The sequence below is a fragment of the Paenibacillus sp. J31R34 genome, from assembly GCF_059383715.1.
Map to the genome: position 1 here is coordinate 196,062 of NZ_JBXENU010000004.1, position 12,525 is coordinate 208,586.

Here is a 12,525-nt window from a genome sequence, read left to right on the forward strand (position 1 = left end):
ATTTTTGGAGGTGCAAATGAAGCTCAGAAGGGAAATGGAAGAACATAATGATATGGATCATTCAGGAACTAAAATAGAACGCGTTTGGTTTGAGGAGCATACTGCTCATCACGAAATAGCCGTCTACGACACGACAGAGTTGGATGGGGAAAAAGGACGCTTTCGCGTTCTGCAATTTGCCGGAGATGCAACGCAGGGAGCACTTGATCTGGAACGCCCGAGGCGTATATTGTTCGAATATCCGCGGGCGATCATTCATTTAATGGAAAGCAATCAGCAAGCTTTCGATAAGGTTTTTCTCATTGGGCATGGTATTGGCACCATAGCAAGTTACTTTGTAGAGAAGACGTTCAAGGTCGCTGAGCTTGATGAGACGGTCGTGGAGCTGAGTCGGACGTATTTTGACTATGATCGGGATAATGTCTTCATTGGGGATGGACGTGCTTTGCTTGAAGACGAAGCGGATCGTGCTTATGATTACGTCATTGTGGATGCTTTCACCCGTGAGGGGACACCGCGGCGGCTTGTGTCGTTGGAGTTTTTTTCCTTGATTCAGCAGAAGCTGAGTGAAGGAGGCTCAGTGATTTTGAATCTGATGGGCAAGGGAGCGCGAGATGGGCAAATACATGCCACTATAACTACGCTGGGTGAGCTGTTTGATTATACTAAAGCTTTTATTTTGCCAACGGGTGGAGCAGCTGACTTGCAAAATATCGTCATAATAGGCAGCAGCCGGCCCATCGTCTTTCAAGCTCGCCACATGGCTGGATTCGTGGAGCTTGAGCCTGGTCAAGGCTATATTATTCGTGATTAAGGCGGCAGCCACATATTTGTCAAACACAGGCAAAGGAGTACAGGACATGTGCCTGTACTCCTTTGTTTGTCTATTGATCATTCGGCATTCAACCAGCTTAAAGCTTAAGCCCGCCAAGGCTTGCGCCAGTTGTGAACAAGCGCTCAATTCGCTTCTCCACCGCTGAATCGGCGATGAGCGGCGGCGCTTGATGCGGCTTCGTCCGCGCATCAATAATAACGTTATCGCAGGCCCAGTGCTTATGTTCGTAGCCGCTATTTACCCCGTAAATATCATGGGATGGGTTGCTGCGGGTAAACGTTGCCCACAGGAAGTTGTCCACCTTCGCGCTTAAAAACGTGCTGTCGTGGCATAAAATAATCATTGGGCAGGACGGCAGCGGCCCCTTCTCGGCAATTGCCTCGCTCAAGCTCTGCAATTGCACCTTCGCGTCGGCATAGCTTGTGAAAGCTGGCCCTTGAATCGCTACGATGCCAGGCATAACGAGACGTGCATTCTCAAATCCGCGCAGTTCCTTCAGCGCCGCCGGCGTTTCGCGGCACAGCTCGCGAATCTTCTCTCCATAGGCGGCAAAAACGACCTTGCTGCCTTCATTAAGCCCCGTTCCCGAATAATCGAGCGTATCAATCGTCGTATTCGTATAAAAATGAATATCGCGGCGCAGTTCCAGCCGTTCCAGCACATAAGCGAGAAATTCCGCCTCATGATGCGTCGTTACAGGCTGCTTGTCCTCCGCCGTAATAAATAAATATTTGGCCAGGCTAAGCTGCCCCGTGCCCAAAATCCGGTTCGCCAGCGTCAAAATTTCCGTTGGCCGCTTGACCTGCTGATACGGCGTATACCGCTCGCTGCCAATCGCGAACAGCAGCGGATGCACGCCTGCTGCATCAACGGCGTGGACTTCCTTCACGCCGGGAATTTCCTGCTTGATCGCATCTCCCGTAAGCTCATGGATAAGCGCTCCGAAGGCGGTATCCTCCTGCGGTGGCCTGCCGACAACGGTAAACGGCCAGATTGCATGGGGCTTTGCATACACTTTATGCACCTTCATTAGCGGAAACGGATGCGTCAGACTGTAATAGCCCAGATGGTCGCCAAAAGGACCTTCCGGTTTCGTCTCGCCGGGATAGATTTCCCCAGTAATGACGAAATCTGCGTCATTGCTAAGCACGAAGCCGTCCCGGTAGCTATAGCGGAAACGGCGTCCCGCCAGCAAGCCGGCAAAGGTCATCTCGCTTAAGCCTTCTGGCAGCGGCATAACGGCCGCCAGCGTATGGGCTGGCGGACCGCCAATGAAAATGCTGACCTTCAGCGGCTTGCCCAGCTTATTCGCCATATCCTGATGAATGCCGATACCACGGTGAATCTGGTAATGAACGCCGATTTCCTTATTCAGCTCATAATCATTGCCGCTAAGCTGAACGCGGTACATGCCGAGATTCGCATTCATGAGTCCCGGCTTGCCCGGCTCCTCGGTAAACACCTGCGGCAGCGTCACGAAAGCGCCGCCGTCTTCCGGCCAATGCTTAATGAGCGGCAGGTCGGAAATTTGAATTTCCTGCGCGGCTACAGGCACGCTGCCCGAGCTTTGCTTCGGCAGTGCTTTCCATGCTGCGAGACCTGTTCCGATATGTCCAAACGGGTTTTTCATCGCTTTCATGGGGTCGCCGCGCAAGTCCATGACGCGCTCGACTGAGTTCCATGTATGGCGAAACATAAATTTGCTCCGCTCAACCGTTCCAAACAAATTCGAGACGGCACGAAATTTGGAGCCTTTTACATTTTCAAATAATAGGGCGGGACCGCCAGCTTCAAATACCTTCATATGAATCGCCGCCATTTCCAAATGGGGGTCGACCTCTTCTTTTATCCGGACGAGATGTCCGTTCTGCTCCAAATCCAGTACACATTGTTCCAAGTGGCGATACATGTTGAAATAGCTCCGATCTATATGAATTTTGCGAAATGATTCTCTGCCAAGGTGAAAAGGCTTTCGCCGTCCTTTGGCGGCGCGGCGCGTTTCAATCCGAGAAATATAAGCCGTTTTATAAGTGTGAAACTTATAAATTCTTATATTAAAAAAAACCAGTTATCTCTAGTTAAAACGAATTAAAACCCCTTGTCAAATTTGCCGCCTAATCTAGTGAACAGGTTCAAAATTTAATAGAGTTCAGATGTTGAGATTTACACAGCAAGGTGCATAAACATACACTGTAACCAGATTCTATTCCAGTCACACGTCATAAATTCCAAAATTAGATAGAGTCAAGTCGGGATAAAGGGAGGGCAGCTGGCGTCGAACGAAATTGAAACTATAAATCACGTGGAGGAGATTACATGCTACACACAGTTATTGTGCCAGTAAACCAGGATTATAACATTTTGAACTTATTTACGGATTCATTGCTGCGGACAGTAAGCCCATCCACCCAGATTATCTTCATCAATGACGGTTCCGGCACAGCAGTCAGACAGCATTTGGATAAGCTTCAGTCAGAGTGCAAGGAAGGCGTGACGGTGGAGATTTTGCAGCACGACTATCCGCTTGGATGCGCCGTTTCGATTAATAGCGCGCTAAAAATTGCACAGGGGCAATATATTTATTTTCTCGATTCCGACACGATCTTGAATCACAATTGGCAGCAGCTGATGAGCGAAACGCTGGACAGCAGCGACAAAATTGGCATGGCAGGCGGCGTGCTGCTTTATCCGCAGACAGGCGGCGTTCAGCATTGCGGCATCGCCTTTGCGGATACGATTGGCCGTCATCTCTTCCTGAACGCTTCCCCAATGGATATTCCGAAGCAGACGTTTTCCGTACAGCTCGTCATATTCGCGATGTTTGGCATGAAGCGCGAAGTGTATGAGAAGGTGGGGCTACTCGATGAGAAGTTTTTCAACGGCTACGAGGATTTCGATTATCAGATGAGAGCGCGGGCAGCCGGCTATGACATCGTAATTAACCCGGAAGTTTTGGCCTATCACTGGGAGCGCAGCAGCGGCATTCACCGCAGCTTCAATCGCAAAAACAATCTGGCCCGCTTCTGGAAAAAATGGGGCAGCGACATTAAGGCCGATATTTGGCCGTTCATGTTTGACCATTTGAAGTCGCATCTGGAGCAGCAGGACGCAGCATCTGCATCGCTGCCAATGATTGGCGTCGATCTGGCTGAGGTGCGCAGCGATGCGGACATGTTCTGGAGCCAGCTTCGCGAGGCAGAGTTCGCTACGCTCACCGAAGTGTATGACTATTCGAACCGCTTCAACTCGAATGGGGCGATTTGGCTGCCGCAGGTGCTGGGCAAGGAGCTCATTCAGAGCCGGAGCCGTCTATTGTTCCTCGTAGACAACTTCACGCGGCTGCTGGAAAATCGCTACTGGATTGAAATGCGCCATGCCCACCGGGCACAGGATTTAATCATTGACCTCTACGGCAATGTCATCTCCATCGACCGGATTTACGAAAGCTGCTGGCCAGGAACAAAGGTGCGCTAGAACGCGCTAAATGGAGGAGAAACCATGAAGACGAGAGAGGAGCAGGCGGTATTTACCCAAAGCCTGCAATGGTTGGAGCGCGTGCAGCAATTGATTCCGAGCGGATGCAGCACGCTGGCGAAGACGCCAGAGCGCTTATTCCCCGGCGAAACGGCCATCTGCTGCGTAGAAGCCAGACAATCCAGATTTATCGATATCGATGGCAATGAGTGGCTCGATTGCGAGATGGCGATGGGCACCGCCTCATGGGGACATGCCCGCGAGGAAGTGCACGCGGCGATTGTAAAGCAGCTCGCTAAAGGGACAAGCTTCTCGGTGCCCGCTGATGTGGAGCTGACGGCAGCGGAGCTTGTACTCGCCCGCTTCGAGCAGCGTTATGCAGCACTGCGCTTCTGCAAGGGCGGAGCCGATGCAGTTAGCGGCGCAGTCCGGCTGGCAAGAGCTTACACCCGCAGGCCGAAGGTGATGTCGACGGCTTACCATGGCTGGAGCGATTGGTCGGCCTATGGCTATTACGGCGGAGACGCGGAAGCGATGGGGATTCCGGCGGAAATTCGCAGCAGTACCGTTTGGGTGCCGCATGCAAGCCTGCGGCGAATCGAAGACGAGGTGCGCCGGCATGGCGACCAGTTGGCCTGCATCGTGTTATGCCCGAGCGAGTGGCAGCGCGAGGAGCTGGCCAAGGTGATGGAGCTGGCCGCACGACACAGCATTCTAATCGTGTTCGACGAGGTAACGTCGGGCGCAAGAATGGGCAAGCAGGCGACCGCGGGCGAATACGGGCTGTGGCCGGATATTCTTTGCTTGTCGAAGGGGCTGGCCAATGGCCTGCCGCTGGGCGTCGTATTGGGATCAGAGCCGATTATGCGGCTATGTGGGCAGGTCAAGTTCAGCAGCGCCCATTCGAGCGAGACGATTGCGCTGGCAGCGCTTATTGCCTGCGAGAAGCTGATGCAGGCGGCACCGAGCTGGCCAAGCTGGCGCGGCGGTACGCAGAAGCTGATGGCAGAGCTGCAGGCTCAGCTGGATACGCTGGGGCTGACAGAGGAGCTCGCACTGCACGGCACCTATGCGAGCTTCTGCCTGAGGTCGCGGGCGGAGCAGGACTTTTACCGCGATCCGTTCCGCGCTTATATGATGAAGCGGCTCGCTCAGCAGGGCATTTTTACGAAAGGCTTCTTCGTCTTCTCAGATGCGCATACGGAGGCGGAGCTGCTGCTCGTACAAGAGTCGCTTAAGGAAGTTTTGCTGGAGTGGAGCAAACAAGAACTTAGGCCTAGCAAGTCGGCTGTTTAATCTAATATTCACAAATAGAAAGAGGAGGCAATTTTAATGAAAGCATTAGTATATCAGGATTATCGCAAGGTGGAACTTCTGGAGATGGAGGAGCCGACCATTGTGTCGCCGACAGGCGTCAAGGTTAAAATTTTTGGCTCAGGTATTTGCGGAACAGACCTTAACATTGTAAAAGGAAAAATTCCTGCCAATTCCGGCACGATTATCGGTCATGAAGGGGTTGGAACCGTCGTTGAGGTTGGTCCTAAAGTAAGAAGCGTTAAAGTAGGCGACCGTGTGCTCATCGATCCGACCCAATCATGCGGCATTTGCTCCTATTGCCGTGAGGGGCTGCACTGCTATTGCGAAAATTTCGAGGATCATCAGGTTGGCATGACCATCCATGGCACTTTCGCGGAATATTACGCGGGCGAAGAAAGATATGTGTTCAAAATTCCTGACACGATGAGCTGGGAAGCGGCAATGATGGTCGAGCCGCTTGGCTGCGTGCTCAACAGCTTCTTGAAAGCTCGCGTTAAACCTAGCGATTCGGTGCTTGTGCTTGGCTCCGGCGCAATCGGTTCCTTGTGCCAGCTCGTTGGCAAGCGGCTGGGCCGCCTGACCGTTGGTACAGAGGTGGATGAATATCGTAAAAGCTTCGCTGCGAACATTGCAGATTATGTGTTCCATCCTCAGGAGCTGACGCTTGAGAAAGTGCTCGAAATTAACAATGGCCATAAATTCGATATTATTATTGATGCGGTCGGCAATCAGCTGCATGTTGCTCTTGAGCTGATCGGCAAAGGCGGCAGAATTATCCCAATGGGCTATGACGACAGCTATGAAGTATCGTTTAAGCCGACTGATTTTATTAATAACGGTGTCAATGTCATTGGCGATGTTGCGGTTCATCAAATGATCAGCACGGCGCTCAAGTTTGCTCAGAGCATGCCGGAGCTCGAAAACATGGTCACTTCAACCAAAAAGCTGCAGGACTACGAAGGCGCTTTTAATGAAACGATTGGTTATGACATGAGTACAGGCGCGCCAAGAGCGATGACCTCCGTGAAGACAGCACTTATTTCATAATGTAGGGCAAGGCAAGGGCGTTATGGCTGCGCGGCGAAAGGCTTACGGGGCGCCGCGCAGCAATGACGCATGAAGAAGAGGGGATGAGCCTTAAAGATGAAGCTGCTTGCCGATTTGCCAAAAAATCCGCGGTATTCGATTTTTCTGGAGCCGCTCTGGGCGATTCCTGGAACGATCGTTTTGTTTTATGCGCCGCTCTATATGAAGGATGCCGGACTAAGCGATATTGAAATTGGACTGATTAATTCCATTAACCTGTATTTTGCTTTTGTATTTCAGTTGTTTGCCGGATCGATTACGAATAAGCTGGGCCGAAAACGCACCTCGCTCATTTTTGATATTGTAGCCTGGAGCGTTCCGATGTTTATTTGGGCGTTCTCGCAAAGCTTCTGGCTGTTTATGATTGCCTATCTATTAAATGCGACATCCAAGTTCGTCACCGTATCGTTCAATTTGCTCATTATTGAAGATGTGGAGGAGCGAAAGCGACCGAAAGTATTTGGCATCATGAATATGATTATTACCGCAGCTGGAGTGCTCACGCCGCTAGCGGGTTTTGTCATCGCCGATTTTGGTATCGGGAAAACGCTCGCCGTCATTTATTTTGCCGGAGGCGTAATGATGACGATTATGTTTATTGTAAGGAACCGGCTGACGGAGGAGACGGAGGCGGGCAAAGAGCTCATTGCGGTACATAGCCAGACCAAGGTGCTGAAAAGTTTGGGAGCCAGCCTGCGGCTATTCGGCAAAGCGTTTTATACTCGCCGGCTGTTCCCGATTATTTTAATCACGGTGCTGTCCAATTTTATTTTGCAGCTGAATTTTTTCCAGGTCGTGTTTTTTAAAGAGGAGCTGCATTTCGGTGATTGGACGATTTCCTACATTCCAGTCGTCACTGCGGTAACGGTCATGGTGCTGTATTTGGTCGTCATTCCTCGGCTGAAACAGCGCTCGGATGAAAAATACGTGAGTTTGTCGATCACCTTATGCACCGCGGGCTCCTTGCTGCTGCTCTTTATTCCTTCCGGCAATGTGCCGCTGCTCATGCTGACGATTGTTATATTGGCGGCAGGGACGTTTATTTTGCAAACGTACCGGGATGCGCTGCTGATGAATCGCCTCGGCACGCATGAGAAAGCAGATATGTTTTCGGCCGTACAGACGGTCATGACACTGATTGCTATACCTTCTGGTTATTTGACGGGACTCATCTATAACTATAGTCCAAAGCTGCTGTTCACCGTCATTGTTGCGCTTTATATGGTGCTCATGGCTGTCGTATTTTTCCTCCCGCTTCCTTCCCGGCAACAGCAGGTTATGGAAGCGAACCATCATGTCTAATAACCATTTGCAAGCAAAAACGACTTCGTCGTCCTTCCAGGACGTGCGAAGAGCTTTGTCCGAGAAATATAAGCCCATTTATAAGGGGAAACTTATAAATTCTTATATTTTTACAAAAGAAGGTTTTTTGCCAATTAGGTCGAATGGTTATACAGAAAATGGCTACGGAGGGATAATTAATGATTAATGTATTAAACCATGAAACACGCGATAAACTGGCATGGATTAACGAACCATCTCAGTGGCAGTTCACAGAGCAGGGCGGCGTTATTATTGAGGCACCACCGGAGGCGGATTTTTTCTGCGATCCATCAGGCAAGCATTTTGCCAGCTCCGCTCCTTTCTTGTATGCTCCGGTCAAGCGCTCCTTCGAATTGACGGCAAGGCTAACGGTGGAGATGAAGCAGCAGTATGACTCGGGATGCCTAATGCTGTACGTCGATAAAGACAATTGGTGTAAATTATGCTTTGAATTTAATGGGCGGGCTGCCTCAATCGTCTCGGTCGTCACTAAGGACGGCTGGTCAGATGATTGCAACTCGGAAGAGATCCAGTCGGACAATCCTTATTTGCGAATCAATAAAGTCGAGGACTGCGTGTCCTTCTATTATTCGCCTGATGGTGAGGAATGGAAGCTGATTCGTTATTTCGGCATGCGTACGCCGGATGAAGTGAAGGTTGGCATCGTTGCGCAATCGCCAAAAGGCAGCGGCAGCACGAGCGAGTTTAGCTTTGTTCATCTCACCGAGGCGAACGAGGAAAGCCGATTTTAGCAGCGGCAGCTGCAAGCTAAGAGTCGGCTCCAGGTAAGCTGCAAGTAAAAGCAGGAAAGGAAGCTGATGACAGCGATGAGTCTGAAAGCAATCATTTTTGATTTCGATGGCTTGATTATGGATACGGAGACCCCTTGGTATTATGCTTTTCGGGACATTTATCAGGAGCATGGCGTAGAGTTGTCGCTAAGCCTATGGTCCCGCAATGTGGGTACAAACTTCGACGAATTCAATCCTTTCCATTATTTGGAGGAAGCGCTGCAAACGCCGATTGACCATGACCATATTAAAGAGCTCTCTGAGCAAAAATATGCGGTTTATATTGGCGAAGCCGGGCTATTGCCCGGTGTTGCGGAGCTGCTGGCGAGCGTGAAGCAGCGAAATCTGCGCCTTGCGGTTGCTTCGAGCTCTACAAGAGACTGGGTTCATAGTTATTTGAAGAAGCTCGGCATCTTTGAAGCCTTTGATGTCATCCACACCTCTGAAGATGTGGGGCGGGTAAAGCCCGATCCGGAGCTGTATGAGCTGACGCTGGCACGGCTTGGCATTGATGCCTCAGAAGCCATCGTCTTTGAAGACTCGCCAAATGGTTTGAAAGCTGCGAAGGCGGCTGGCATCCGCTGTATCGTGGTGCCGAATGAAGTGACGAGGGATTTGGAATTTTTGAATTTTGATCAGCGGCTTGCCTCAATCGCCGAATTTGATTTAGAGGCTTTGTAGCTTTTGCGCAGCACCATTGGTGAGCAGCCTTCATGCTTTTTGAAAACGGAGCCAAAATAACTCGCACTATTAAAACCGACTGCCTTGGCAATGTCATGAGCTGTCATGGAATCGTCATGAATGAGCATTTCTTTTGCCTTGAGCAGTCGGTAGCGGGTTAAAAAATCGAGCGGGGTCATCGCATATTCTTTTTTGAACATGCGATTCAAATGCTGCTCGGTTATGTAGAGCTGCCCGGCCAGCATAGATAGGGAAATGTCGAGATGATAGTTTTGCTTAATATAGGTCAGGATACTGGACAGCTTCGGTGTATGCTCCTTGCGTTCAGGAACAAGGTAAAGGTCCTTGGAGAGCTTCAGCTTGATGAGCAGCATATACAAGAGCGCTGATCCAGTGAAATTACGCTCCTGACGGGTGGATTGCTGGCTTAAAATAATTTCGTCGATGAGCATTTGCGGAGCGGGATCCAGCCGAAATACGGAAAGGTTGGCGATATGTAACGCCTGCAGAAATGCTGGCAGCAAATAACCGGTAAAGGTTAAATATTTGATGCTGAGCGTTTCACTAATTTCGCAGGAAATAGAAGCGGTGTGGGAAAAATAAAGAATGGCGACGCCTTCCTTCAGCTGAATTTCCCGTTCTTGAAAAACAAGGCGGCCTGTACCTCCTACGCAGTTTACGATTTTGTAATCAGGGCTGCCTCCAGGGCAACGGTCGGGCTCAGTGACGGTAACGCTTCCAGATCCGGTAATCAATAGGGGGAGCTCGTTGTAGATGCTGCCTGTGTCTATTGCTTCCTGCATCAACTTCCTCTTTTCTCCTAAAAGTGGAATTAAAATGTGATCAAAAATGTGGACGCCTGATTGACAATTGGAATTATAACATACATAAAGAAATATATGTTATATCTAGTTTTCGATGTTTTTCTCTGTTTTTCGCTATTTATCGTTATTTTGGAACAATTTATTGATGTTAAGAAATCGCCGTTCTTGGCTTAGAGAACGGTTTTTTACATGTGTTCCGCAGTTATTAAAGGGTAAAACAAGTTTTGCCTACCTTGAAATGGCGACAGCTGTTTCCGCTTGTGTTAAGATATATGACAAACACATTTGGAGAAAGCATGGTGACGGGGCAAGCATGGGAATGGGTGCATTGAAGGGGAAAAGATTGGTCATAGCAGGATCTCGCAAGACAGAGGAAATGAGCGCCATCATTGAAAAACAGGGCGGGACGTCGGTCGTGCGTTCGCTTCAGGGAATGACATTGCTCGATGAGGAAACGTTGGAGGCGCCACTGCGACAGTTTGCAGTCGAGGGTGCTGATTGGGTTATTTTAACGACGGGTATTGGCTCGGAGACGCTTGCCAGCAATGCGGAAAAGCTGAATATCCAGGAGCCGTTTTTGGAGCAGCTGTCGCAGGCATCGATTGCTTCCAGAGGTTACAAGACGACTGCTTATCTTAAGCGGGCAGGCTTGAAAGCCGTTGTAGCGGATGATGATGGCACGGTGCAAAATCTAATCGACAAGCTGGAGGAATTTGATTTTGCCGGGCAGCGTATTGTCATTCAGCTGCATGGCGAACCTTCGCCCGAGCTGGAGCGTTTTTTTGCTGCGAAAAAAGCGGGTGAGGTTATTTCGCTGCTGCCCTACAAACATGTTCCGCCCGAGGTGAGCGTACTTACTCAGCTCATGGAAGAGCTGACGGCAGGCGAGGTTGACGTGGTCTGCTTTACAACTGCCGTTCAAGTGCAGTATTTATTCCGCTATGCAAGAAAAATAGGTCTTGAGCAGCAGCTTCAGGAAATATTCGCTGGGCAGGTTCTAGCAGCAGCTGTGGGTAAAGTAACCGCCGAGGCGCTGCAATTAAACGGGGTACAACGTTATATCGTGCCGGATATTGAACGAATGGGTGCAATGATCATTGAAGTGGCCCATTATTACGAAGCGCAAGGCCAAACCAAATAAACGAAATCTAAAACCGACTGCTTACGGACTGCACCTTTTTGAATAGCTGCTTCGTCTTAAGTTTGTAGACGTTGCATCATTTGTTTAAAGGGGTAGATTTAGGATGAGAAAAAGCAGTTTGTTGATCATTTCACTCATATTGACGATATGTTTAGGCGCATGCTCTTCAGAGCTTAAGCCATCTGGAGGAGGTAGCGGCGAAGAGGCGACGAAGGGGCCCGTCGCTGGGTCGGCAGCTGATCCAACAGCCGCACCGCTGCTGGATACCGCCGTGCTTGGCAAAGGAGCATTTGGCTTTGCGGATGAAGCGGGCAAACAGCTGCTTGTCGGCCCGACTGAAGGGAGCGGCGAGCAGTGGCCCGGCTTCAATCTCGCTGTTGGCCACAATGGGCAATTGCTCAAAATTAAATACAAAACGGAGCAAACGGCCACCGAAGCCGATAACGGCAGGCAAACGGCGCAAAATTTTGCAAACCAGCAGGGCCAGCTGTTTGAGGTCGTGGAGGGCAAGGCGGAGCCGAATGAAACGTATTATCTAATCGATGATCAGTCGGTAAAGCCGGAAATGCTGCTGTCCGTAACTGGAAAGCGAAACGGGCAGGCAACAGATGAGGTGTTGTCGGCAATCGCCAAGAGCAAGAACCGCAGCGTGGAGAAGCTATGGCCGCTTGAGGAAATAGGGGACGAGGGGAATACCTTGTATCTGGTGCAGTTCGAGCGTCAGGGCAAGGATATGCTGGCGAGCTTGGCGCTGCAGACTACAGACGGCTTCGTTTTCCAAGACTATCCGGCTGTGTTTAATGAAAGCTCGACTTGGCGTGTGGATGATGGCGGCGAGGTCATGCCGGAAATGTTTTCCTTCCTTTTCGCTGCGAAGACGGCTGATGGTATCGTTCTTGGGGTCAAATGGATGGGGGCGGAAGGGGAAGATGTGTCGTTCCTTTCAGAGAAGGATGGCAAGTTTTCCGAGCTCGACCTTAGCTATGGCCGTTATATGTCGCCAGTGTAATCTATGCCAGGCATTTATTTGAACAACGAAAAAAGCGCCGATTG

11 protein-coding genes are annotated in these 12,525 nt (G+C 50.2%); 9 read left to right on the top strand and 2 right to left on the bottom strand.

The features are described 5' to 3' along the window. The first annotated feature begins 52 nt into the window (after positions 1-52). Entirely contained in the window at positions 53-814 is a 762-nt protein-coding gene (locus AC50YG_RS13570; RefSeq protein ID WP_494827779.1) for a spermidine synthase, read from the top strand. A gap of 97 nt (positions 815-911) precedes the next feature. On the opposite strand, the gene AC50YG_RS13575 is transcribed toward AC50YG_RS13570, so the two are convergent. Beyond that, positions 912-2,744, bottom strand: coding sequence for a UbiD family decarboxylase (locus AC50YG_RS13575; protein WP_494827421.1), 1,833 nt, complete (start codon positions 2,742-2,744; stop codon positions 912-914). Between the two features lie 407 nt (positions 2,745-3,151). Between AC50YG_RS13575 and AC50YG_RS13580 the strand changes: the two genes are divergently transcribed. From AC50YG_RS13580 to AC50YG_RS13605, 6 genes are all read left to right on the top strand, one after another. Further along, positions 3,152-4,309: a glycosyltransferase family 2 protein gene (locus AC50YG_RS13580; protein WP_494827423.1), complete on the top strand. Its 1,158-nt coding sequence runs from the start codon at positions 3,152-3,154 to the stop codon at positions 4,307-4,309. A gap of 24 nt (positions 4,310-4,333) precedes the next feature. After that, entirely contained in the window at positions 4,334-5,605 is a 1,272-nt protein-coding gene (locus AC50YG_RS13585; protein ID WP_494827425.1) for an aminotransferase class III-fold pyridoxal phosphate-dependent enzyme, read from the top strand. A gap of 36 nt (positions 5,606-5,641) precedes the next feature. Continuing rightward, the gene (locus AC50YG_RS13590) at positions 5,642-6,673 is read left to right on the top strand and encodes a zinc-dependent alcohol dehydrogenase (RefSeq protein ID WP_341278577.1); all 1,032 of its coding nucleotides are present in this window, start codon (positions 5,642-5,644) and stop codon (positions 6,671-6,673) included. Positions 6,674-6,769: 96 nt separating this feature from the next. Next, entirely contained in the window at positions 6,770-8,014 is a 1,245-nt protein-coding gene (locus AC50YG_RS13595; protein ID WP_341278576.1) for an MFS transporter, read from the top strand. A gap of 179 nt (positions 8,015-8,193) precedes the next feature. After that, complete coding sequence (locus tag AC50YG_RS13600; protein ID WP_473757941.1) at positions 8,194-8,787, top strand: DUF1349 domain-containing protein; 594 nt, start codon at positions 8,194-8,196, stop codon at positions 8,785-8,787. 75 nt (positions 8,788-8,862) lie between these two features. Beyond that, on the top strand, positions 8,863-9,507 hold the full coding sequence (locus tag AC50YG_RS13605) for an HAD family hydrolase (protein ID WP_494827431.1): 645 nt from the start codon (positions 8,863-8,865) through the stop codon (positions 9,505-9,507). On the opposite strand, the gene AC50YG_RS13610 is transcribed toward AC50YG_RS13605, so the two are convergent. Beyond that, a complete protein-coding gene (locus tag AC50YG_RS13610; protein ID WP_494827780.1) occupies positions 9,462-10,310 on the bottom strand; it encodes a helix-turn-helix transcriptional regulator in 849 nt (282 codons plus the stop codon). The two genes, AC50YG_RS13605 and AC50YG_RS13610, sit on opposite strands and share 46 nt — an antisense overlap. Before the next feature lie 334 nt (positions 10,311-10,644). Here AC50YG_RS13610 and AC50YG_RS13615 point away from each other — a divergent pair, with 334 nt between their 5' ends. Then, positions 10,645-11,472: a uroporphyrinogen-III synthase gene (locus tag AC50YG_RS13615; RefSeq protein WP_494827435.1), complete on the top strand. Its 828-nt coding sequence runs from the start codon at positions 10,645-10,647 to the stop codon at positions 11,470-11,472. A gap of 103 nt (positions 11,473-11,575) precedes the next feature. Beyond that, on the top strand, positions 11,576-12,481 hold the full coding sequence (locus AC50YG_RS13620) for a hypothetical protein (RefSeq protein WP_494827437.1): 906 nt from the start codon (positions 11,576-11,578) through the stop codon (positions 12,479-12,481). Positions 12,482-12,525 lie beyond the last annotated feature (44 nt).